Source organism: Mesorhizobium robiniae (genome assembly GCF_040545535.1).
Classification (GTDB): Bacteria; Pseudomonadota; Alphaproteobacteria; order Rhizobiales; family Rhizobiaceae; genus Mesorhizobium; species Mesorhizobium robiniae.
Genome location: NZ_JBEPMC010000006.1, coordinates 78,124 through 101,027, shown reverse-complemented (window position 1 = coordinate 101,027; position 22,904 = coordinate 78,124). Strand labels below are relative to the sequence as shown.

The following is a 22,904-nucleotide window of genomic DNA, read 5'->3' as shown; positions in this document are numbered from 1 at the left end:
CTACGCTTCGCCTTGCGGAGCGGGGTTCAGGGTTGCACATCGATCACGACCATCAGTCCGCCACCGCCCTTCTCTTCGACATTGTTGTTGGTCGTATGATGCCCGATATGGCAGTGGATCAGCCATTTTCCGGGACGACGCGCCTGCCAGACGACATCGTAGCGTTGCCCTGGCCCGACGTTGACCGTGTCGGCAAGGAAACGGGCCGGAACCGGAATCGTCTCGCCGTCGCGGGCGACAACTTCGAATGGACCGCCATGGATGTGCATCGGGTGGATAAACCCATTGTTGGTGCCGATGAAGCGCACTTTCAGAGTTTCGCCGACCTTCATCCTGATTGTGTCCGTTGACGGATAGGCGCGGCCATTGATGGTAAAATAGTTCGGCTGCCCGCCATCCATCGGCATCGAGGGAAAAGTCAGGCCCTCTCGCATCAGCCATTCCTGAAGCTGGATAACATACTCGTGGTCGGCCGCAATCTCGTCCTGAGGATTGGCGGGATCGATGATAAGCGCGCCGTAGAGCCCGAGCGCCTGCTGGCGATCGACATGGTCATGCGAGTGATAGAAATAGGTTCCCGATTGGCCCGCCGTGAATTCGTATCGATAGCTGCCGCCGGGCGGGATCGGCTCCTGCGTGATCTCGGCCGGGCCATCCATTTCGTTCGGCAGGATCAACCCGTGCCAGTGCAGGGTCGTGCTCTCCGGCAGGCGGTTCGTGACGTTGATGCGCACCCGGTCGCCTTGCCGGATATGCAGCCGCGGGCCCGGAACCTGACCGTTGATCGCATAGGCATCGACTTTCACGTCCGGCAGGATCGCCCAGCGGATGACCGACGTTTCCAGATCGAACACCTTCACCCCGTTTTCCATCCTGGCTCCCAGTTCCCGGTCGCCGCGAACCTCCAGGCCATGGCTGGCCGTAACCAGGCGAGGATGCACTGCGGCCATGTCAAGCATTGCTGCAGCCGGCGTGTCGCGGTCCATGATCATGCCGGGCGGCATGATGGCGCCGCCGACGTCTCGCGCACTGAGGGTGAGGTTCACCCAATTGGCCGGAGCGATCATGCCGAGCGCCAGCGCCAGCACGGACACGCCCCCGAAGGCCGCGAGTTGCGGGACGGTTGCATCCGGCTCCATCCCGTGACCGCCATGCCGACCACCCGACCCGCCTCCCCCATTGCCATGGGAGGAGTCGTGGCCGGATCGAGGGACCCTGTGCCCAGCTCCATGCTGATGCGGCTGCATGCCGATGCCGTGGCCAAAGACCATCTCGCCTCCATGCCATCCCGTGAATGCCAACAGCGCAACGACTGCAGCGGACATTGAGAGGCCCCAGGGCAGCACGGCATCGGCCTCACCCACCGAACCTCGCAACCACAGGCTGGCCGCTCCTATCGCCAGAACCGCGATGTTTCCGGCGAGATGATAGCGTGCGTGGTAGAGCGCGCGAATCTCGGCGTTTGCCAAAAAGTCGGCCAGACCCGCGGCAGCGGCGACGGCGCCGGTCACGACGCCCCCGGCAATCAACCATGTGGCTGCGCTCGCCGTTGTCGGCGAAGCCGTAAGCCAATAGGCGAGGTCGGCAAGCAGTGCCGCCACGAAAAACCCGATCGGAAGCGGCACGAGCATAGGATGAAGCGGATGACGGCCGATCCTCGCAAAGGCAGCGATGCCCGCTTCCCCATGCGTCGATCCGTGGCCGGAACCATGATGGCTCACCCCGGGATTTCCGCCCGCCCCGCCATGTCCAGGGTTGGCGTGTTCATCGACGCGCGCGTGAGCGCTGTGGCTTGAGCGATCTCCCGTCGGTTCAGGCTTGTGCTTTTCCTCGTCGTGACTGTGCCCCGCTATCCCGCCTTCCCCAGCCTTCTCGAATCCCGGTTCGCGTTCGGTCATCAGCCCGTGCTTCAGGCCACGGGCCACCATCCATACGTTGGCAGGATATGCAGTGATGAACCCGACGATGACGCCAAGCGACATCACGCCCCAGAACAGGAGCTCGGTCGGCTCCATCGCTCGCATGTCGCTGCCCATCATCAGGAAACTCATGACCGGCGCCATGCCCGCCATCATGAAATTCATGCTGATGAATTCCGGCATGAAGCTCTTGCGGACATTCTCCCAATAGGTGCCGCCCATCATCGATTTCATGAACAGCGACTGGAAGATGAACAGGCCGAAGGCGAATCCGGCAACATACTCAACGATGAGATCGATCCACATCGGCAGCCCAAGCGCGGCGGTGATTGCCGCGGCGAGGATGATGCCGGTGGCGTCGCCGGCAACGCAGTGAATCGTCGAGCCGACGCCTTGCTTCCAGAGCGGCTTGGTGAACGCCTCGTGTTCGCCCGGCCGCGGCTCCTTGTCGGCCAGCACGTAAATCAGCAATCCCAGCGGCCCCATATAGAGGGTGACCAGGATGAAGCCCCATTTCATCACCACGGGTTCGGGATTGTTGCGGAACTGATCCCACGCCACATAAGCGGTACTGAGGCCCGCTAGAACGAACCAGACTGCAAGAAAGTAGTCGACGGGCTGTACGAACACTGCAGAACTCCTGTCGGTTTTCTCTCCACTGACCTAGAGCGACGGACTGTTTCGGCCGCCTCCCTGAAACGCGCCGCGTCATTGGCTGCTCCCCTTGGAAACTCCCGGAGATTCTGGCGGCGAAACCACGCGATAAGTCTTCCAGTTGCTGGAAGGTCAAGAGGCGCCGTCCAGCCTTGGTCGATCCGTCGTTTCCAAGAAGGTCACGCAGAATGAGTTCCATGAGTGTCCCCGCGCCTTGACTCTCCGTTTTATTCGCGGCACTTTTCGATCGAATAGGTCAGACCAATTTACCGATCCGAGTTCAGTTCGATGATGCTGTTGAAGTAGAGCTAGGTAAGAATGCCGATCCAGGCCGTTGAACCGCGCCGACTTTACCGACAGATCGCCGATCAGCTTAGGCAGTTGATCGACGCGGGCGAGTTCGCAGTCGGCGATCGCCTGCCGACGGAGCGCGAACTGGCCGACCAGCTGGGCATCTCCCGGCCGACCGTCCGTGAAGCGCTGATTGCGCTCGAGGTCGAGGGGCGCATACGCATTCGCGTCGGCTCCGGCATCTATGTCACCGACCGGCCGCGTGCTGACGTCTTGACGGCAGAGATGGATGAAGGCCCGTTCGAGCTGTTGCGGGCACGCGAGTTCATTGAAGGGGCGATCGCCGCCGAAGCCGCCCTCCACGTTCGGCCGATCGACATCGAACATATGGACGACGTGCTGCGCCGGATGGAGGACATACCTCACCCGACCAAAACGACGATCGCGCTCGACCGCGAGTTCCATACGATGGTGGCGGGTATTCTCGGAAACGCCGTCCTGGTGCGCTGCATCGGCGAGCTTTTCGACCAGCGCATGAACCCCTATTTCGAACTCCTGTCGAGCTATTTCGAGAACAGGGAATCCTGGCGGGCCGCCGCGGAGGAGCATCGCGCGGTGCGCGACGCGATCGCGGCGCGCCAGCCCGAACGGGCGAAGGCCGCCATGCAGGAACATCTGCGGCAGTCGCAGCTGAGATTCTCACGCAATTTCGGTGAGAAATCCGTGGCCAGGGAGGTCGCGGAATAGGAAGCGGCCGACCGGGAGGATCCTGTCGGCAATGGTCCAAATTCAATCACGGGCAAATCCAATCACAGGGAGGAATATGATGTTGAGAAAATACGCCGTTCTGCTCGGCACGATCGCCGCAATCGCTCTGCCCATGGCTTCGGCCTCTGCACAGACCGCTCTGAAATGGGCTCATGTTTACGAAACGTCCGAACCCTTCCACACGGAGTCCGTCTGGGCGGCGGAAGAGATCAAAAAGCGCACCGACGGCCGCTATACGATCGACGTCTTTCCGGCCTCGCAACTCGGCAAGGAAGCCGACATCAACCAGGGGCTGACCCTCGGCACGGTCGACATCATCATCTCCGGATCGAGCTTCGCCGCCCGCGAATATCCGCCGATCGGCGTGACCTACTTCCCGTTCATCTTCCGCGATGCGGATCATCTGCTCGCTTACACCAAGAGCGACAAATACAAGGAATTGACCGGCGGCTACGAAGAGGCGTCCGGCCATCACATCACAGCGACCACCTACTACGGCACGCGTCACACGACCTCCAACCGGCCGATCGAGAAATGCGCCGACATGCAGGGTCTGAAGATCCGCGTGCCTGATGTGCCGGCCTATCTCGCCATGCCGCGCGCCTGCGGCGCGAACACCGCGCCGATCGCCTTCGCCGAGGTCTATCTCGCCTTGCAGCAAGGCACGGTGGAAGCGCAGGAAAACCCGCTGACGACCATCGACGCCAAGAAGTTCTACGAAGTGCAAAAGCACATAATCCTGACCGGGCACATCGTCGATCATCTCAACACGATCGTGTCGCAATCGCGCTGGTCGCAATTGTCGGACGAGGACAAGGCGATCTTCACCGAAGTAATGCAGGAAGCGGCCGCGCGAGCGACGAAGGTCATCGTCGATCGCGAGAAGGCCCTGGTTGAAACCTTCAAGGAGCGCGGCCTCACCGTCACCGAAGTCGATCGCGCTGATTTCGAAAAGAACGTGATGGAGAAGGTGACGTTCGAGGAGTTCGGCTACCGCAAGGAAGACTGGGAGGCGATCCGCGCCGTCAAGTAACCTGCATCAATCCGGGCCCGGCGCGACAAGCGCGTCGGGTCTGTTGAGCCCGCTGTCCCAACAGTGTCCGGAGCTTGCCGATGACCCAAGAAGTCCACACCCAGGTCACCCCCGAAGAACTGGCGCATGCATTCGAGGAAGAAACCCAGCCCGTCGATCTATCGCGATACGCGGTGGAGGACTGGGTCACGCTCGCCGTGTTCTGGGGCATGTCGTTCTGCGTCTTCCTGCAGTTCTTCACGCGCTACGTCATGAACAACAGTTTTGCCTGGACCGAGGAGATCGCCATCAACTGCCTCGTCGTCGTGGTCTTCCTGGGCTCGGTCATGTGCACGCGCACCACGCGCCACATCCATGTCGACGTGCTCTATCATTATCTCCCCGCAGGCGTGGGGCGCTACCTGGCGCTTGCGGTCAATCTGATCACCATTTGCTTCTTCGCCTATATGTCCTGGCTTCTCTGGCGCTATGTCGGCATCGTCCACCGGGAACGGATGGTCACCATCAACCTGCCGCGCAACGTCGTCTTCTACGCCGTATTCGCCGGTTTCGTGCTGATGATGCTGCGCGCTATCCAGGTATTCATCGGCAACATCCGCCGCGGCTACTCGGCGCTGGAGCGCCCCGCCGCGTTCGACGGACTGGGGGAATAGGCCATGCTGCTTCTGATCGGAGCCTTTCTCGTCCTGATGCTTGTCGGCGTGCCGGTCGCAGTGTCGATGGCGGTGTCGTCGCTGCTCTACCTCGTCTTCTATGGCGTGGCGCCCGACATCATTGCCGCGCAGCGCATGATCGCCGGGGTCGAGAGCTTTCCGCTGCTTGCCGTGCCATTCTTCATCTTCGCCGGCAATCTCATGAATATCGCCGGCGTGACCGGGCGGATCTATTCCTTTGCGCTCGCACTTGTCGGCTGGATGAAGGGCGGCCTCGCCCAGGTGAACATCATCGGATCGGTGGTCTTCGCCGGAATGTCGGGCGCAGCCCTTGCCGACGCCGCCGGCATCGGCACCATCGAGATCAAGGCGATGCGCGACCATGGCTATCCCGTGGAGGCGGCCGTCGGCGTCACCGCGGCCTCCTCGACGCTCGGCCCGATCTTCCCGCCGTCACTTCCCTTCGTCATCTACGGCATGATGGCCAACGTCTCGATCGGCGCGCTGTTCATGGCCGGCATCCTGCCAGGCGTTGTCATGACGGTGCTGATGATGGTGACAGTCGCGATCTTCGCCTACCGCCGAGGCTGGGGCTCGGACACGCCGTTCAAATTGAGCCGGCTCGCCGCCGCCTCGATCGAGGTGGCCGTCGTGTGCTGCTTTCCGTTGGCCGTTTATGTCCTTGTCCAGATGGGACTGTCGCTCAATGTTGCCGTCGGCATCGCGCTCGTCGTCCTGATCGCCTGCGACTGGTATTTCGACTTCTCGGCCGTTATGGCGCTGATGACACCAATCATCCTGATCGGCGGCATGACCATGGGCTGGTTCACGCCGACCGAAGCGGCCATGGCCGCCGTTATCTGGTCGTTGTTTCTGGGGCTCGTGCGCTATCGCACGATGACATTCGCAGCCTTGGCGAAGGCCAGTTTCGACACGATCGAAACGACCGCGTCGGTGCTCTTCATCGTCACCGCAGCGTCGATCTTCGCCTGGTTGCTCACGGTCAGTCAGGCGGCGCAGCTCTTTTCGGTCTTCATCACGTCGCTGACCGAAAACAAATGGGTGTTCCTGATCCTGGTGAACATCCTGATGCTGGTGGTCGGCTGTTTCCTCGATACGATCGCCGCGATCACGATCCTCGTTCCGATCCTCCTGCCGATCGTGGTGCTCTATGGAATCGATCCGGTGCATTTCGGCCTGATCATGACGCTCAATCTGATGATTGGCCTACTTCATCCGCCGCTCGGCATGGTGCTGTTCGTCCTCTCGCGGGTCGCCAAGCTGTCGGTCGAGCGTACGACCATGGCAATTCTGCCGTGGCTCGTCCCGCTGATCGCCGCGCTGATCCTGATCACCTTCATCCCCGCCATCACGCTATGGCTGCCAACGCAAATGGGACTGATCCGATGATCGATAGGGCAGTCGCCGCGACGCTGTTCGGCCCTGAGGATCTGCGGGTCGTCGAGCACCCGCTCGGCCCCCTCGCGCCGGGGATGGTTCGCGTGCGCTTTGGCGCAGGCGGCATCTGCGGTTCCGACCTGCACTATTTCCGTCATGCGCGGACCGGCGATTTTGTCGTCACATCGCCGCTGGTGCTCGGCCACGAGGTCGCCGGAGAGATCGTCGAAATCAACGCGGACGCGCCTGGGCTGGCCGTCGGCGATCGCGTGGCGGTCAATCCGTCGCGCTGGTGCGGACGATGCCCGCGATGCGCGGAGGGCCGCGCCAATCTCTGCGAGAACATCTATTTCATGGGATCGGCGTCGAAAACGCCGCACATGCAAGGTGGTTTTGCCAGCCTGTTCGACGCCACGCCCGCGCAATGCGTCAAGGTCCCGCATGATGTCGCCTACCAAGCGGCGGCACTCGCAGAGCCGCTCGCCGTCAGCCTGCACGCTGTGGCACGGGCCGGCGATATCGCCGGCCGCAACGTCATCCTGTTCGGCGCCGGTCCCATCGGGCTTCTGACCATGCTCGCCGCCAGGCTCAAGGGATGTGGCGACGTCACCGTCGTCGACATAGCAGCGGCGCCGCTCGCCTTCGCCAGCAAACTTGGGGCAAACAGGACGATCGACCTGTTTGCCGGCGACGAGGAGCTCAAGGCGCTCGCGTCCGACAAGGCGATCGATATCGCGTTCGAGATTTCAGGCACCGCAGCGGGCCTCGCGGCGGCGATCGCCAGCGTCCGGCGCGGCGGCACGGTCGTTCAGGTCGGCAATCTTCCGGGCGGTCAGATCCCCGTGGCGGCCAATGCGGTGATGGCCAAGGAAATCAACCTGAACGGCACGTTCCGTTTCGGCGCGGAATTCAACCAGGCGGTCGACCTCATCGTCGGCGGAGATATAGACGTCCTGAAGCTGGTAACCGCCGAACGCCCCCTTGCCTCGGCCCGCGATGCGTTTGCCCTGGCCGCCGACCGCTCGCAGAGCGTCAAGGTCGTGCTGACCGCCGACTGAGGTTTCCCGGCGCCTGCCACCAGCAGTTATCAACCGCTCCAGACTCAGCGCACCGACCCGCCTTCCTCCGCCTGCTTGCGCACCCGCGCAAACTGCAGCCCGGCGACGCCGGCGGCCGCTGCAAGCGCCAGGCCGATCGGAATGAGGCTTGAGGGCTGGTCGGCCTTTTTGAGCACCGCCACCACGTCATATCCGACGTCCAGCCCGATGCGCTTGGCGTAGGATCCGAAATCGACGTTGCTGATCATCAGCGCGTCGCCCGCTTGCGTGATGGTAAGACCGATGTCGCGCAGCCGCTTCAGCGGTTCGCCCGGCTCGCCGAGCGGCACGTTGACCGTCTTGCGCACATCTTCGCCCATGATGTCGACACCCTCTACGACAAAATTGATGCGGCCATCGGCCGGCGTTTGCCCGACCGCTGACAAGAACTCGCTCGCCGGCAATTCTTCGTAAGGCGGCGACACCTGGTTGAGCCACCAGTCCGGCCGAAACAGCGTGAAGCAGATGAGAAGCAGGGCCGCACTTTCCCACAGGCGGCTTCTCGTCACGAACCAGTTCATCGTCGCGGCCGAAAACAGCAATATTGCAATCAGCGACACGGTTGCGACCCATATCGTCTGGGGCCAGGTATCGACTCCGATCAGCAGGATCGCCGGATTGAAGATGAAAACGAACGGCAGGATCGCCGTACGCAGCGAATAGAGTGCGCCCTGGAAACCAGTGGCGATCGGATCCTCCTTGGAAATCGCCGCCGCCGCGAAGGCCGCCAGCCCGACGGGTGGGGTGATGTCGGCCATGATGCCGAAGTAGAAGACGAACAGGTGGACCGCGATCAGCGGGATTGGCAATCCGGCCTGCGCGCCGAGATCGACCACGACCGGCGCCATCAGTGTGGCGACCAGGATGTAGTTAGCGGTGGTCGGAATACCCATGCCGAGCACAAGACTGATCGCGGCGATCAGGATCAGCATCAGGATGACGTTGCCGCCGGAGATGAGTTCGACGAGTTCCGTCATCATCAGGCCGAGACCGGTCAGCGTGATCGTGCCGACGACGATGCCGGCGGTGGCGGTCGCGATACCGATGCCGATCATGTTGCGGGCGCCAAGCGCCAGCCCGTCGATCACGTCGTCCCAGGCGGCACGGGCTGAGGCGGCGAGGTTTTCGTTACGGAATACCGCCATCAGCGGCTTGCGGGTGGCGACGATGCCGAGGATTGAAACGGTCGCCCAGAACGCGGAGAGGCCGGGCGACATCTGCTCGACCATCAGGCACCACAGAAGCACGGCGATTGGGATGAGGAAATCGAGCCCGGTCCGCGTGACGTCCCAGGCACGCGGCAGTTCCAGGATTGGCGCGTTCGGATCGTCGAGTGCGAGGTCCGGATAGCGGGAGGAATACCAGACGGAGGCGACATAGAGAGCCACGCCGCCGATTGCGAGCACCGGCGGCGCCGCCCCACCGAAGACAGCCTGGATAGCAAGAATGCCGTAATAGACGATGCAGACGGCGAGAATGCTGCCGGACAGCCCCAGCCCCATCCGCAGCATTCGTTCTCTTGCCGGCGTCGGACGCTGCGGGATCGTCTTCAGGTCCATCTTTATCGCTTCGAGATGAACCATGTAGAGCAGTGCTATGTAGGAAAAAACCGCCGGCAACAGCGCGTGCTTGACGATCTCCGAATAGGGAATGCCAACATATTCGACCATCAGGAAGGCAGCCGCGCCCATGACGGGCGGCATGATCTGGCCGTTGATCGAGGCCGCGGCCTCGATGGCGCCCGCCTTGACGCCGGAAAGGCCGGTGCGCTTCATCAACGGGATGGTGAAGATGCCGCCTGAAACCACATTGGAGACGGACGAGCCGGACACGACGCCATTAAGAGCCGACGAGACCACCGCGACTTTTGCCGGGCCGCCGCGCAGATGGCCGAGCAGGGCGATGGAGATCTGCATCATCCAGTTGCCGGCGCCTGCCTTTTCCAGAAGCGTGCCGAACAGGACGAAAAGAAAGACGAAGCTCGTCGATACGCCAAGTGCAATCCCGAAGACGCCTTCGGTGGTCAGCCATTGATGGTTGAGAAACTTGGTGAGTGATGCACCGCGATGCTGGATCACGTCCGGCATGTACTGGCCGGCAAAGGTGTAGAAGATGAAGACGCATGCCACGACTACCATCGGAAGGCCGAGCGCGCGGCGCGTCGCCTCGAGGAGCAACAAAATACCAACAGTGCCGGTAATGAGATCGAGCGTGGTCGGCTGGCCCGGCCGTCCGGAAAGCTGGACGTAAAAGAGAAAGAGATAAGCGCCGGCAAATCCGCCGACTACGGCCAGCACCCAGTCGAGCAGCGGCACACGATCGCGGGGCGAGGATCTCAGCGCCGGATAGGCGAGGAAGGTCAAGAACAGCGCGAAGCCGAGATGGATGGCGCGCGCTTCCGTATCATTGAGGATGCCGAAGCCGAACACGAACGGCAAAGGCGAGGCGTACCAGAGCTGGAAAAGCGACCACGCAACGGCAACCCAGAGCAGGATTCGAGCGACTGTTCCGCTGGGATGCCTGCCACCGGTATCGGCCTCCGCGACAAGCTGTTCGAGCTCACCGAGATCGACGCCGGCCGGTTGTTCCTTGACTTCGCTCATGACGCCTCCTGCTGCGGATGGCCCGGCGGGTCCGTTGGACCCGCCGGGCTGTCGTCAATCACGAAGCTTACTTCAGCCAGCCCTTCTCCTTAAAATATTTTTCAGCACCTGGATGCAGCGGCGCGGAATTTCCTTCCGACACCATCTTGGCCGGCTCGAGATGGGCGAAAGCCGGGTGCAGCGACTTGAACTCGTCGAAGTTCTCGAACACGGCCCTGGTCAATTGATAGACGCTCTCGTCGGGAACCTTGGCCGAAGTAACCAGCGTGGCGAGCACACCGAAAGTCCCGGTATCATCGGGATTATTTGCGTAGAGACCGCCCGGAATGATCGCCTTGGCGTAGTAAGGATTCTCCGCGACAAGCTTGTCCACCACCTCTCCAGTCAACGGCACCAGCTTGGCACCGCAGGTGGTCGTCGGATCCTGGATGTTCGCTGAGGGATGACCGACGCCGTAGAAGAACCCGTCGATCTTGCCGTCGCAGAGCGCCGGGCCGTGCTCGTCAGCCTTCAACTCCGATGCGAGCGAAAAGTCGGCCAACGTCCAACCCATCGCACCAAGCAGGCGTTCCATGGAAGAGCGCGTTCCGGAACCGGGATTGCCGACGTTGAAGCGTTTGCCCTTGAAGTCCTCGAATTTCGTCACGCCGGCATTCGGATGCGCGAGGACCGTGAACGGCTCCGGATGAATCGAGAAAACCGCGCGCAGGTCGGAATGGGCGCCGCCGTCCTTGAATGATTCCAGCCCCTTATAGGCGTTGAACTGGACGTCGGACTGCGCCATGCCGAAGTCGAGTTCGCCTTCCTTGATCGTGTTCACGTTGAATGCCGATCCGCCGGTCGATTCGACCGAGCAGCGGATGCCGTGTGTCTTGCGATCCTTGTTGAGCAGGCGGCAGATAGCACCGCCGGCGGCATAGTAGACGCCGGTGACGCCACCGGTCCCGATGGTAACGAAATTCTGCTGCGCCATTGCGCTGGCCGAAAACAGCAGCGCGGCCGACAAGGCGGCGATCTGCGCTCCATGGCGTGCAATCCGGGCATGTATCATCTGGTTCTCCCTTGGTACTTTGCGTGCCGTCGCGGCCGTCCGGTGTGTTGGTGTCAAGGCACGTCGATGCATGCTACGATTGTTGCGCTTTATCAATCAAGGGAAATGCTTGTTACAATGAATACGCGGGAGATGGGTTTCGACGCGCTTCTGGCGCGCATACTATCCGAACTCCCCGAACTAAGCTCGGAACTGCGCAAGGCGGCGCGGTTCCTGGTCGATCACCCGGACGAGGTGGCGCTGGTTTCCATGCGGGTGCTGGCCTCGCGATCAGAGGTGACGCCGACGACTTTCGTGCGGCTGGCGCGACGGCTGGGCTTCGGCGACTGGGCGGCGCTGCGCAAGCCGTTCGAAGACCGGCTGCGCTCCGGCAAGGCGCCTTTCGCGGCAAGGGCCGATGCACTTGTCATGCGCGGGTCGGAGGCAATCTTCGCGGAATCGCTGAGAACGACGATGGCCAATTTGGCAGTGGCCGAAACGGTCAATGACAGCGACGAAATCGCAAAGGCTTGCGCGATCCTCGAGAAGGCGCAGCATATACGCGTCGCCGGGTTCCGAAGCTGCCGCGCGCCCGCCCACGCGCTCGTCTATCTCTGCCGAATGTTTCGACGCGAGATCACGCTGCTCGGCGGCGACGGCGGTGCGATCGAGGCGGAACTCGCAGCGCTCGGAAAGAGGGACGCGGTCGTCGCGATCGGCTTTTTGCCTTATTCGCGTGAACTCGGGCCGGTGGTGGAGGCTGCACAACGACACAGCGTCCCGATCGTCGCGATCGCCGACAGCATGGCTGCTCCGATCGCGCGGCATGCCGACGTTACCTTGCGTTTCTCGACCGACAGCCCCTCCTTCTTCCCGTCGGTAACCGCAGCTATGGCTATTGTGGAAGCGCTGGCTGCAACGATGCTGGCGCGCAGCGGAACGGCGGCCGCGGCTCGTGTCAGGGAGACGGAACTGGAGTTACAGGCGTTCGGGGCCTATCTGCCGGAATGAGGAGCGCTGGGCTATGCCACCGCAGCGTCTATCGCGTCGCCGAGCCGTTCGACAACCGCGTCGATTGCTGCGGCGTCTATGATGAAGGGGGGCGCAAGCAGCACATGATCGCCGCGCATGCCGTCGATCGTGCCTCCCGCGGGATAGACGAGCAGGCCGCGCGCCATCGCCTCGCGCTTGATCTTCGCATTGAGCTTCAGCTTCGGGTCAAAGGGCGCCTTGGTCGAGCGGTCCTCGACCAGCTCCACACCCATGAAAAGACCGCGCCCGCGAATGTCGCCGACATGCGCATGATTGCCGAACCGTTCGCTCAATCGCCGCGAAAGATGTGCGCCCATCGCCCGAACGTTGGCGAGCAGATCGTCGCGAGCGATCACCTCCTGGACGGCCAGCGCCGCTGCGCAGGCCATGGGGTGGCACATATAAGTGTGGCCGTGCTGGAAGAAGCCGGAGCCTTCGGCAAAAGCGTCGAAGATGCGGCGCGAAAGCAGCACTGCGCCAATGGGCTGGTAGCCTCCGCCGAGGCCTTTGGCGATCGTCATCAGGTCGGGCGCGACGCCGTCCTGCTCGCAGGCGTGCAGCGTGCCGGTGCGGCCCATCCCGCACATCACCTCGTCGAGGATGAGGAGCACACCGTAGCGGTCGCAGATTTCGCGGATGCGCCTGAAATAGCCGGGAACGGCAGGCACCGCCCCTGCTGTCGCGCCGACGACAGGTTCCGCGACGAAGGCCATCACTGTGTCCGCACCGAGTTCGAGAATCTTATCCTCGAGCGCCTGAGCGGCGCGTAGGCCGTAGGCTTCCTCGCTCTCACCGGCTTGCTGGTAGCGGTAGGCATAACATGGGTCGATGTGATGCGTATCGATCAGCAACGGGCGGAATTGGGCGCGGCGCCACTCATTACCCCCGGCGGCGAGAGCGCCGAGCGTGTTGCCGTGATAGCTCTGTCGGCGGCCGATGACCTTTCGCCGCTCGGGCCTGCCGGTCTCGACGAAAAACTGCCGTGCCATCTTGAGCGCCGCCTCCACCGCTTCGGAGCCGCCGGACACGAAATAGGCGTGGCTTATGCCTTGCGGCGCGCCGGCGACGAGCTTGTCGGCCAATGTCTCGGCCGGCTCATTGGCGAAGAAGCTGGTGTGGGCATAGGCGAGACTGTCGGCCTGTGCGTGGAGCGCGGCGGTCACGTCGGGATGACCGTGGCCGAGGCAGGAAACCGCCGCGCCGCCCGACGCGTCGATATAGGCGCGACCATCGCGGTCGAAGAGTTCTACACCCTTGCCGCCAGCCACGACGGGCAGGGTCGCATGGATCTGGCGATGCAGGATATGTGTCATGCTTTTCTCGATTGACGATGGCGCAATTTGAAGCGAACCTATCATGCAACATATGTTACATGATGCGCAATACTGAAACAGTTGGACTACATCTATGACCGTTGACAGCGACGTGACCGGCCCCGGACTCGTGGCGCCAACGGCGATCGCCGTTGCGCCGAATGGTGGGCGGCGTGGCAAGGAAGATCACCCTGCCCTGCCGATCGGGCCCGAGGAATTGGCCCGGACCGCCGCCGCCTGCCTCGAAGCGGGCGCCGCCATGATCCATGCCCATGTCCGCGATCGCGACGGCGGCCATTTGCTCGACGCACATGCCTATCGCGAGACGACGAAAGCGATACGTGATGCGGTGGGCGAGCGGTTGATCATTCAGATTACCAGCGAAGCGATCGGTCGATACCAACCGGCCGAGCAGATGGCGGTGGTGCGCGCTACCCGCCCCGAGGCGGTTTCGCTGGCGCTGCGAGAACTGGTGCCGGACGCTGCCCATGAGACCGCCTTCGCGGAGTTCCTATGGTGGCTGAAGAGCGAGCGGATCGCCCCTCAGATAATCCTTTACGCGCCCGAAGAGGCGTCGGCCCTAGCCGCCTTGCAGCAGCGCGGGCTGGTGCCTTTCGACGACATCCCGGTGCTCTACGTGCTCGGCCGCTACACGCCGGGACAGGTTTCGCGTCCGGCCGACCTGCTTCCCTTCCTTGCGCAGGACCGACCGCGCTTCGCCCACTGGATGGTCTGCGCCTTCGGTCGGAACGAGATCGCCTGCGTGACGGCCGGTGCGCTGCTGGGCGGTCATGCTCGCGTTGGCTTCGAGAATAATTTTGCTCTAACCGACGGCACAATCGCCAAGGACAATGCCGCGCTCATAAGTGCAACCAAACGCGCCCTGACCGCTTGCGGCATCCGGACCGCCCAGGCCGACGACCTGCGTGCCGCCTGGTCGATCCAACGGTAGCTATCGCCCGCACACCCCACCGACCGCGGCAAGCCCCCGATACGTAAGCGATCCGTAAGCTGCCTTCCGTCATACTTTCCCGACAAGTGAGATGGGCTACGAGCCCGAGGATGCGAGGTTGGTATGCAGAATCTGCAATCATATGTACTCCCGCCATGACAGAACGGCCAAGCCGCGGTCTCGATGGTTCGTCACACTTGTCAAAAATCTCTTTGCTACGCTGCAACCGAACCGTTTGACCGACGTTAGAATTCCGGTGGCGTTGGGAGGCATTTATGCAGACATATCTCGTCGAGCGAATGGAGGGCGATGACGTGGTCACGGTGCGTATTGTCAACGCGCCGAGCCCGTTCAAAGCCGCGGCGTTGTCCACAGATCGAAATGTTACCGTCCGAACGTGGGAAAAAGACTGGATCCGAGTAACCGACGAGAATCGGGGGCATATTTTCGCGTACTGCTTTGCTTCTGACGAAGATTCCGACAGCAGCCGGCATGGTCCGCCAAAAGCACCGGAAAAACCAAGAAAAACCCAAAAAGCTGATCAGAGAGCCGGGTAGCGCAAACTACCGATCTTTTGCTCCTCGCTGTGTCGCGCAAGTTACGAGAGCTCGCGATCTCGACGGACAGCGGGTGCCGATTGCCGCAGCTTGCGTCATGTCGACAGAACCGCGGGCACCATGAGCTGCGCCTAAAGGGATGGGTGCGCCCGCTGGGACGACAGCCGAAACCAAATAACCCGGCCGTTTGGCGAACATAGCGGCTTCATCAGAATGATCGATGAAAACATTTCGGCCGGGGGCGATAAGTGACTTTAATCTTAGCGTGAGCCACTCATGTCTCCAGCGAATTTGGGATCAGAAAAGGTGCGTCTGGATCTAGGGGCGGACTGTCAACCGGCGTCCTCCCATAGATGGTCAAACGTCCCGGATTACGCGCTTGACCAAGGCGGCCCGGTGCTGCGCCCATATCAACGGATGGGCGCCGATTTTGCGAATGTTGCCGTCTTCGACCATCTGAGAAACGTCACCAGACAATATCCCGACAAGCTTGCGATCAGCGACGGCACCAACCGCCTGACCTATTCCGAGCTTTTCCGGGCTGTCGAAATGCTGTCGCACCGGATTGCAGCCACCGTTCCCGACGGGCAGGCGGTCGGAATCCTTCAGGCCAACTCGATCTGGTACCCTGTGGCGATGCTGGCGAGCATGGCTGTCGGGCGGCCTTCGGTGCCGCTCAACACGAGAGATCCCGGTTCGCGCACCAATGAGATCGTTGCTGCCGCGCGGCTCTCGGCCATCATAGGCGACGGAAATGTCCGCCCAGCCGCTTTGACGCAGGAGGCCCACTGGATCGATGTGACCACCAGCGTTGCGCCGCAAGCTCAACCGATACACCAGTCCCGTTCCGTCTCCGTCGATGCGCCAGCAATAGTGCTCTATACTTCAGGCAGCACCGGCCGACCCAAAGGAATCGTCAATAGCCAGCGCAGTCTGCTGTGGCGGGTTCAGCAATACGTCGACGCATGCCACATCAACTCGGATGATGTTTTCCTGCCCTTGACCGGGCCGGCCACAATCGCCGGTTGCCGGGAGGTTCTCGCCGCCCTTCTCACCGGCGCCACTTTGCATCTTCTCGAGGTCGAAGCAGTCGGCTTGCGCGCCGTTCGCGGCCGAGTGAAATCCGAAGGCGTGACGATTACCTATCTGGTGCCGGCGCTGCTTCGCGCGCTCATGGCGGACAAGCCTGCTGACGCTTTCCGCTCACTCAGAGTGGCCCGGATTGGGGGCGAGAAGGTGTCGTGGACCGATATCGCCCTGCTGCGCAAAGCCGTTTCGAAGACTTGCCTGATCCAGATCGGTTACTCGTCTACAGAGACAACCGGCTCGCAATGGTTCTTGCCGCCGGACTGGCCGGAGCAAGGCGCCTCGGTTCCTGTCGGGTGGCTGCTTCCTGGAATAACCTTCGCGATTGTCGACGAAAGGGGGGACCCCGTTCAGCCCGGCAGGAGCGGAGAACTCTTGATAAGAAGCCCGTATGTCCTGCTTGGACAATGGGAGAACGGAGCCGTCATGCCCTTGGCATCGGATCCGGAGGATCCAGATCTTCGGATCTTCGCAACGGGTGACCTCGTCCAGCTCGACAGTCATGGCCTGCTGCGGATCGTCGGCCGCAAGGGACGCCAGATAAAAATCAATGGTCGGCGCGTCGAACCCGCCGAGCTCGAACGGGTATTGCGCTACGCGCCTTCGGTGGAGGATGCGGTGGCAATCGTGACGGCGGCAAATGAGCTTGTCGCTTTCGCCGTTCCCCGGCATTGGGCCGGGGCAGCCTTTTCAGACGAGCTTCGACAGCTTGTCAGAACGAAGCTGCCGCCACCGCTGCGTCCCCTGCGCTTGCATACGGTCGCCGAGATTCCTCGCTTGGCGAGCGGTAAGGTCGACTTGGCAGCGCTGGCGGAGATGGATCTCTCGGCCAGAAGGACAGTGCCGGCCGCGCAGCCACCCAATTCAGGAAGAGAGTTGAAGACCCATCAGATAGTGCGGGATGCCTGGACCAAGATCCTCAACACGCGCGTGGCCGCAGGACGCTGGGACGATGCAGGAGGAGATTCGCTGAAGCTGCTGCATTGCGTCATGGAGATCGAAAGCGCCATCGGGCAGGAACTCGGTCTTGGGGACTTCACCGTCGGCATGAGCGTGGACGAAATGGTCAAGGCCGTCGTGTCGGCGCAAGCAGGCGACCAGCGCACGCAGGAGCACGACCCGCCAATTCTTTTCCTGTTCCCGGGATCGGTCGGCTATGGCCCGAGCCTCGCTGCCTTTGCAGCCGCGATGGGCAAGGTCGCCAGAGTGGCCCCCATCAGGTACCCCGCCCTGCCTATGATATTGCGCGGCCAAAACACCCTCGCCACCATTGCCGATGCTGCGGTCGAGCAGATCCGCCGCGCTCAGCCAGCGGGTCACATACGACTTCTCGGCCATTCGCTCGGTGGCGCGGTCGCATTCGAAGCCGCGGCACGACTTCTGGCTGCTGGACGATCCGTGAAATTCGTGGGAATCCTGGACACAAGCCTCATCGGCGAACGCAGCGACCACTGGGAGACGTTTACCCGGACATTCGATCGCATCCGGACCAACCGCATATCCGCCTACCGGATGGCTTGCCGCGCCCTTGCAAAAATCACAGTCAAAATGGGGTTGGAGGCGCAGCTCACCCGAATCCTCGATCGCTATGCCCAGGGCCAGTTCAATGCGACGAGCTTCAGGACCAAACTGGAACTGCAGGAGGTTTTGCGGGCGCGAGCGTTCTTTCAGTGGCTGGCGGGACCGAAGCCGGCACTGCCGATTACCGGCACCTTGTTCCGCTGCGCTCGGCCAGGAATGCCACCAGCCATCGGATGGGATCGTGCATTCGCACATCTGGACGTGATTCCGATCGTGGGCAGCCACATCGACCTGGTCATAGAACCTCACCTCGCCACCAACCGCCCCCTGATCGAGAAGGCCGTGGCGCAGACCTATTCTTCAACCGAGTCTCGCAAACGGGAGTACGGGTCATCGACGTGATCTCTGGATTCAGCAAGGACGCCCTTGTGCTCGATGCCCGCGTGGAGATCGATCGCATCGTGGAAGGTTTGCGCGAGCAGGTTTTCGGCACATTGCGGCGACGTGGCGCGGTTGTCGGCCTCTCCGGAGGCATCGACAGCTCCGTTGTCGCGGCGTTGTGCGCACGCGCGTTCGGGAAAGACAAGGTCCTCGGGATATTCATGCCGGAGCGTCATTCCTCCGACGACTCGCTCAGGCTCGGCCGCCGTGTCGCCGCGCAGCTTGGCATCGATACGGCGCTGGAGGACATAACATCCGCCCTCGAGGCCGTCGGCGCCTACAGTCGACAGGTCGAGGCGATCCAGACCGTCGTTCCCCGGTACGGGGACGGCTGGAAATGCAAACTGGTGCTCGCGTCGGTTCTCGAGGGCAACGGGCTCAACATCACACGTCTCACGGTTCAGGACCCAGCGGGCAGGACCGACACGGTGCGTCTGTCGCCGGCAGCCTATCTGCAGATCGTCGCTGCAACCAACTACAAGCAGCGCCTGCGCAAGATGACCGAGTACTACCATGCGGACCGCCTCAACTACGCTGTGGCAGGGACGCCAAACCGGCTGGAGCATGACCAAGGATTTTTCGTCAAGCAGGGCGACGGAATTGCCGACCTGATGCCGATCGTCCACCTCTACAAGACCCAGGTCTACCAGCTGGCTGAATACCTTGGGGTGGATGAAGAGGTCCGGCGGCGGCCGCCGACCACGGACACTTTCTCCATGGCCCAAAGCCAGGAGGAATTCTATTTCGCGCTGCCTTACAATCTGATGGATCTGTGCCTCTACGGCCTGAACCACGGAATTTCTGCCGAGGAGGTCGCGGCAGCTGCCGGCCTCACAACGGCCCAGGCTCAGAAAGTCTTCAAGGACATCGACAGCAAACGCCGTGCCGCTCGCTATCTTCACGCACGGCCTTTGCTGTCTGCCGCAATGAGCGGGGGCTAGGCAATGTGCGGCATCGCCGGAATCGTGTCGCTGAGTGGCGCCGTGGCGCCACCTTCGCGCGAAGCGCTGATGCGCATGGCTGGCGCGCTCGCGCATCGCGGCCCGGACGAGCGCGGTCTTTACCGCGACAAACGCGCCGGATTGGCGCATGCCCGCCTGTCTGTCGTCGATCTCTCCAATGGCCAGCAGCCACTCGCGGACGCAGGCGGCACGACTTGGATCGTCTTCAACGGCGAAATCTTCAACTACCTCGAACTGCGTGAGAAGTTGATCGCCCTCGGCCACCGCTTCCGCACCCACAGCGATACGGAGGTCATCGTCCACGCCTATCGCGAGTGGGGCGAGACCGCCTTCGAGCGGATGAACGGGCAATGGGCGGTCGCGATCTGGGACTCCGCAGCGGGCCGTCTCGTATTGTCGCGCGATCGGTTCGGCATCTGCCCCTTGCACTTCTGCGAGCATGGGGGGCGGCTTTACTTTGCCAGCGAAGTGAAAGCCATTTTCGCGGCCGACATAGCCATCCCCCGTGCCCTCGATCCGGCCGGCATCGATCAGACTTTCACGCTCTGGACAGTCGTGCCGCCGCAAGGCGTATTTCAGGGAATCAGCGAGCTCACCCCGGGGCATGTTCGCATTTACGACCGGGACACCGTTCGCGAGCGGGCCTTCTGGAAGCCTTGCTACCCTGAAATTTCCGGTCCGCGCGGTAACGAATTCACCGGCTCGCTCGATGACGCGGTGGATCAGGTGCGCGGCGCGCTGGAGGCTGCGACGGCGCTCAGGATCGTGCAGGCCGACGTGCCTGTTGGTTGCTATCTGTCGGGCGGGCTCGACAGCTCTCTAGTCGCCACACTGGGAAGGCGCTACGCCGGCGAGCGGTTCCAGACCTTCTCCCTGCGCTTTGCCGACACCGAGTATGACGAGACCCGTTTCCAGCGTCTGGTCACCGGCGCAATCGGAAGCGAGCACCATGAGGTGGTGGTTTCGCGCAGCGACATCGCTGAGGTCTTTCCCGAGGTGATCTACCACACCGAGCGTCCAATCCTGAGGACCGCGCCTGCGCCGCTGTTCCTGCTCTCGAGGCTGGTGCGAGAACACGGCATCAAGGTGGTGCTGACCGGCGAAGGAGCCGACGAAATGTTCGCTGGCTACGACCTGTTCCGCGAAGGTAAGGTCCGCCGTTTCTGGGGCCGCCAGCCCGCTTCGACACGACGCTCGCGGCTGCTGGAGCGTCTCTACCCCTACCTCAGCCGCTCGCCGGTGCATCAGCAAGCAATGGCGCGCCAGTTCTTCGGGCGCGATATCCAGGCCTACGACGCGCCCGGCTTCGCGCATGACACGCGCTGGCGCACCACTGGCGCTATCAAGCGATTGTTCACCGCCGACATGCGCGCCGAATCCGAGCGCCGCAATGCCGTATCCGAGCTGATCGCCCGCCTGCCGGCGGAATTTCCGCGATGGGACTCTCTGGCGCAGGACCAGTATCTCGAGATCCAGACGCTAATGTCGGGATATCTGCTTTCCTCACAGGGGGACAGGATGCTCATGGCCCACTCTATCGAGGGGCGCTTCCCGTTCCTGGATGATGAACTTGTGAGGCTCGCGAATTCGCTTCCGGCAGCCTACAAGCTGCGCGTCCTCGACGAAAAGCACGTGTTGAAGCGCGCCGCGAAAGCGATCGTGCCGGAGGAAATCGTAGCCCGCAAGAAGCAGCCGTACCGGGCGCCCAACGCACTTTGCTTCATTGCCGATGATGCCCCGGCCTATGTCCGCGAAGCACTTTCGGAGACGGCGCTGCGCGCCGCGAACGTCTTCGATGCGAAGTCGGTGACGCGCCTGCTGGACAAGTGTCGAGCCAGGACAGGGGACGGCGATCTCTCCAACTCCGACAACATGGCGCTGGTCGGCGTGCTCTCGACCCAGATCCTTCACCAGCAGTTTGTCGCAAGCCGCCCCGGTGGAGCTCGCAAGGTCGACCTCACCGTCGACATCGACCACGAGCATCGCGAAGAGGTGCTGGCATGATGCATGACGCAGTACCGCTGCTGCATGACTATCTCGCCTACTCCGCCAGCCGGGCCGGCGGGAAAGTGGCGCTGGTGTGCGGCGGCCAACGTGTCACCTATAGCGAGATCGAAGCGCGCTCCAACGCCATCGCGCAACACCTGGCCACGGCTGGGATCGCACGCGGCGATCGCGTGATGATCTTCGCCGACAACACCGTCGAGACGGTCGTCGCCTTCTGGGCGGTGCTCAAGGCGAATGCCGTGGTGTGCATCGTCAATCCGCTCACCAAGAGCGACAAGCTCGACTACCTGCTCAACGACTGCCGGCCGACGGCACTGATCACGGACAGGCACCTTCACTCGGTCTTCAGCGAACCGGCGCGCAACTGCCCGTCATTGCGGCGGATAATTATCTCCGGACCGGTAGACGACGCCCAAATGACGGGATTGCCACACGCGGTGCGCTGGGACATCGCGGTCGCCACCAGCGGCAGCGCACCGCCGGCGCGCCGCTGCATCGATATCGATCTCGCCGCCATCATCTACACCTCCGGGTCGACGGGCGAACCCAAGGGCGTGATGCTGACGCACAGGAACATGATCACCGCGTGTACGTCGATCGCCTCATACTTGAAGCTACGCGACGACGAGGTGATCCTCAACGTCCTGCCCCTCGCCTTCGATTACGGCCTGTACCAGATGATCATGGCGTTTCGCACCGGCGCTCGGCTGGTGCTTGAACGTTCGTTCGCGTTCCCGGCGCAGATCCTCGGGCTAATCAAGGAAGAGAGGGTGACAGGCTTTCCCGGCGTGCCGACCATCTTCGCCGCACTCTCGGATCTCAAATCGCTGAAAGATCAAGATTTTTCAAGCATTCGCTATGTCACGAACACTGCAGCCGCCCTGCCGCTCAAGCATATTCTCATGCTCCAGGAGCTGTTTTCGGATGCGCGCATCTATTCAATGTACGGCCTCACCGAATGCAAGCGCTGCACCTACCTGCCGCCGGAAGACCTTGAGCGAAAGCCGTTGAGCGTTGGGATCGCCATCCCGAACACGGAAATGTGGATTGTCGACGAGCATGACAGGCGGGTCGCCCCCGATGTCGTCGGCCAGCTCGTCATCCGCGGAGCGACGGTGATGAAAGGCTATTGGGGCAAGCCGGAGGCTACGGCCAGGAAACTCAAACCCGGTCCGCTGCCAGGCGAGCAGGTCCTGTACACCGGCGACTACTGCCGGATGGACGCCGAGGGTTACCTTTACTTCGTCGGTCGCGGCGACGAGATCATAAAATCACGAGGGGAGAAGGTCGCGCCCAGGGAAGTGGAAAACGTACTGCTGGATATTCCCGGCGTGCGGGAAGCTGCGGTCATTGGCGTTCCGGACGAGCTGCTCGGGCAAGCGGTCAAGGCGTTTGTCGTGATGGAGCAAGGAAGGGTCATTGGCGAGCGGCAATTGCAGAAAGAATGCCAGAAACGATTGGAGAACTTCATGGTTCCGAAGTCTATCGTGATCGTACCCAGCCTACCGATGACAGACACCGGAAAACTTAAGAAAACGGCCCTGTCATGAGGCGGTTTCTGGATGAAATTGACCCGCATTTATCTTT

Annotated in this window: 16 protein-coding genes; 12 read left to right on the top strand and 4 right to left on the bottom strand. The window is 62.2% G+C overall.

Annotation, left to right across the window (positions count from 1 at the left end; all coding sequences use genetic code 11):
- Nucleotides 1-26 precede the first annotated feature (26 nt).
- The gene (locus tag ABID19_RS17610) at nucleotides 27-2,549 is read right to left on the bottom strand and encodes a DUF4396 domain-containing protein (protein WP_354492262.1); all 2,523 of its coding nucleotides are present in this window, start codon (nucleotides 2,547-2,549) and stop codon (nucleotides 27-29) included.
- Between the two features lie 342 nt (nucleotides 2,550-2,891).
- On the opposite strand from ABID19_RS17610, the gene ABID19_RS17605 reads away from it, so the two are divergent.
- The 5 genes from ABID19_RS17605 to ABID19_RS17585 all read left to right on the top strand — a co-directional run bounded on the left by ABID19_RS17605 (nucleotide 2,892) and on the right by ABID19_RS17585 (nucleotide 7,774).
- On the top strand, nucleotides 2,892-3,611 hold the full coding sequence (locus ABID19_RS17605; protein WP_352930057.1) for a FadR/GntR family transcriptional regulator: 720 nt from the start codon (nucleotides 2,892-2,894) through the stop codon (nucleotides 3,609-3,611).
- Nucleotides 3,612-3,690: 79 nt separating this feature from the next.
- On the top strand, nucleotides 3,691-4,665 hold the full coding sequence (locus tag ABID19_RS17600; RefSeq protein WP_352930054.1) for a sialic acid TRAP transporter substrate-binding protein SiaP: 975 nt from the start codon (nucleotides 3,691-3,693) through the stop codon (nucleotides 4,663-4,665).
- Between the two features lie 80 nt (nucleotides 4,666-4,745).
- Nucleotides 4,746-5,318 carry a TRAP transporter small permease gene (locus ABID19_RS17595; protein ID WP_352930053.1) on the top strand — a complete coding sequence of 191 codons (573 nt, stop codon included), beginning with the start codon at nucleotides 4,746-4,748 and terminating at the stop codon, nucleotides 5,316-5,318.
- A 3-nt stretch (nucleotides 5,319-5,321) separates the two neighbouring features.
- Nucleotides 5,322-6,728 (top strand): TRAP transporter large permease, encoded by a 1,407-nt coding sequence (locus tag ABID19_RS17590; protein ID WP_354492261.1) that lies wholly within the window; start codon nucleotides 5,322-5,324, stop codon nucleotides 6,726-6,728.
- Nucleotides 6,725-7,774 carry an L-idonate 5-dehydrogenase gene (locus tag ABID19_RS17585; protein WP_354492260.1) on the top strand — a complete coding sequence of 350 codons (1,050 nt, stop codon included), beginning with the start codon at nucleotides 6,725-6,727 and terminating at the stop codon, nucleotides 7,772-7,774. The genes ABID19_RS17590 and ABID19_RS17585 overlap by 4 nt, the downstream gene beginning before the upstream one ends.
- A gap of 44 nt (nucleotides 7,775-7,818) precedes the next feature.
- On the opposite strand, the gene ABID19_RS17580 is transcribed toward ABID19_RS17585, so the two are convergent.
- Together ABID19_RS17580 and ABID19_RS17575 are read right to left on the bottom strand one after the other, a co-directional pair.
- Nucleotides 7,819-10,416, bottom strand: a complete 2,598-nt coding sequence (locus tag ABID19_RS17580; protein WP_354492259.1) for a TRAP transporter permease — start codon at nucleotides 10,414-10,416, stop codon at nucleotides 7,819-7,821.
- Nucleotides 10,417-10,483: 67 nt separating this feature from the next.
- Nucleotides 10,484-11,467, bottom strand: coding sequence for a TAXI family TRAP transporter solute-binding subunit (locus ABID19_RS17575; protein WP_354492258.1), 984 nt, complete (start codon nucleotides 11,465-11,467; stop codon nucleotides 10,484-10,486).
- Nucleotides 11,468-11,584: 117 nt separating this feature from the next.
- Here ABID19_RS17575 and ABID19_RS17570 point away from each other — a divergent pair, with 117 nt between their 5' ends.
- Nucleotides 11,585-12,457 carry a MurR/RpiR family transcriptional regulator gene (locus tag ABID19_RS17570; RefSeq protein ID WP_354492257.1) on the top strand — a complete coding sequence of 291 codons (873 nt, stop codon included), beginning with the start codon at nucleotides 11,585-11,587 and terminating at the stop codon, nucleotides 12,455-12,457.
- Nucleotides 12,458-12,468: 11 nt separating this feature from the next.
- Here ABID19_RS17570 and ABID19_RS17565 read toward each other — a convergent pair whose 3' ends face one another.
- Entirely contained in the window at nucleotides 12,469-13,791 is a 1,323-nt protein-coding gene (locus ABID19_RS17565) for an aspartate aminotransferase family protein (protein WP_354492256.1), read from the bottom strand.
- A gap of 94 nt (nucleotides 13,792-13,885) precedes the next feature.
- Between ABID19_RS17565 and ABID19_RS17560 the strand changes: the two genes are divergently transcribed.
- From ABID19_RS17560 to ABID19_RS17535, 6 genes are all read left to right on the top strand, one after another.
- Entirely contained in the window at nucleotides 13,886-14,743 is an 858-nt protein-coding gene (locus tag ABID19_RS17560) for a beta-keto acid cleavage family enzyme (RefSeq protein ID WP_354492255.1), read from the top strand.
- A 275-nt stretch (nucleotides 14,744-15,018) separates the two neighbouring features.
- A complete protein-coding gene (locus ABID19_RS17555) occupies nucleotides 15,019-15,300 on the top strand; it encodes a hypothetical protein (protein WP_354492254.1) in 282 nt (93 codons plus the stop codon).
- Between the two features lie 276 nt (nucleotides 15,301-15,576).
- Complete coding sequence (locus ABID19_RS17550) at nucleotides 15,577-18,309, top strand: AMP-binding protein (protein ID WP_354492253.1); 2,733 nt, start codon at nucleotides 15,577-15,579, stop codon at nucleotides 18,307-18,309.
- Complete coding sequence (nadE, locus tag ABID19_RS17545) at nucleotides 18,300-19,289, top strand: NAD(+) synthase (protein WP_435528751.1); 990 nt, start codon at nucleotides 18,300-18,302, stop codon at nucleotides 19,287-19,289. The genes ABID19_RS17550 and nadE overlap by 10 nt, the downstream gene beginning before the upstream one ends.
- 3 nt (nucleotides 19,290-19,292) lie before the next feature.
- Nucleotides 19,293-21,314: an asparagine synthase (glutamine-hydrolyzing) gene (gene asnB, locus ABID19_RS17540; protein WP_354492251.1), complete on the top strand. Its 2,022-nt coding sequence runs from the start codon at nucleotides 19,293-19,295 to the stop codon at nucleotides 21,312-21,314.
- Nucleotides 21,311-22,867, top strand: coding sequence for a class I adenylate-forming enzyme family protein (locus ABID19_RS17535; RefSeq protein WP_354492250.1), 1,557 nt, complete (start codon nucleotides 21,311-21,313; stop codon nucleotides 22,865-22,867). Before asnB ends, ABID19_RS17535 begins: the two co-directional genes overlap by 4 nt.
- Nucleotides 22,868-22,904 lie beyond the last annotated feature (37 nt).

What these genes read in the sequence shown, in the direction of transcription:
- ABID19_RS17605 (WP_352930057.1), top strand. Translation starts at nt 2,892, where the DNA reads ATGCCGATCCAGGCCGTTGAACCGCGCCGACTTTACCGACAGATCGCC.
- ABID19_RS17590 (WP_354492261.1), top strand. Translation starts at nt 5,322, where the DNA reads ATGCTGCTTCTGATCGGAGCCTTTCTCGTCCTGATGCTTGTCGGCGTG.
- ABID19_RS17580 (WP_354492259.1), bottom strand. Translation starts at nt 10,416, where the DNA reads ATGAGCGAAGTCAAGGAACAACCGGCCGGCGTCGATCTCGGTGAGCTC.
- ABID19_RS17600 (WP_352930054.1), top strand. Translation starts at nt 3,691, where the DNA reads ATGTTGAGAAAATACGCCGTTCTGCTCGGCACGATCGCCGCAATCGCT.
- ABID19_RS17570 (WP_354492257.1), top strand. Translation starts at nt 11,585, where the DNA reads ATGAATACGCGGGAGATGGGTTTCGACGCGCTTCTGGCGCGCATACTA.
- ABID19_RS17585 (WP_354492260.1), top strand. Translation starts at nt 6,725, where the DNA reads ATGATCGATAGGGCAGTCGCCGCGACGCTGTTCGGCCCTGAGGATCTG.
- ABID19_RS17565 (WP_354492256.1), bottom strand. Translation starts at nt 13,791, where the DNA reads ATGACACATATCCTGCATCGCCAGATCCATGCGACCCTGCCCGTCGTG.
- ABID19_RS17560 (WP_354492255.1), top strand. Translation starts at nt 13,886, where the DNA reads ATGACCGTTGACAGCGACGTGACCGGCCCCGGACTCGTGGCGCCAACG.
- ABID19_RS17555 (WP_354492254.1), top strand. Translation starts at nt 15,019, where the DNA reads ATGCAGACATATCTCGTCGAGCGAATGGAGGGCGATGACGTGGTCACG.
- asnB (WP_354492251.1), top strand. Translation starts at nt 19,293, where the DNA reads ATGTGCGGCATCGCCGGAATCGTGTCGCTGAGTGGCGCCGTGGCGCCA.
- ABID19_RS17595 (WP_352930053.1), top strand. Translation starts at nt 4,746, where the DNA reads ATGACCCAAGAAGTCCACACCCAGGTCACCCCCGAAGAACTGGCGCAT.
- ABID19_RS17535 (WP_354492250.1), top strand. Translation starts at nt 21,311, where the DNA reads ATGATGCATGACGCAGTACCGCTGCTGCATGACTATCTCGCCTACTCC.
- ABID19_RS17575 (WP_354492258.1), bottom strand. Translation starts at nt 11,467, where the DNA reads ATGATACATGCCCGGATTGCACGCCATGGAGCGCAGATCGCCGCCTTG.
- ABID19_RS17550 (WP_354492253.1), top strand. Translation starts at nt 15,577, where the DNA reads ATGTCTCCAGCGAATTTGGGATCAGAAAAGGTGCGTCTGGATCTAGGG.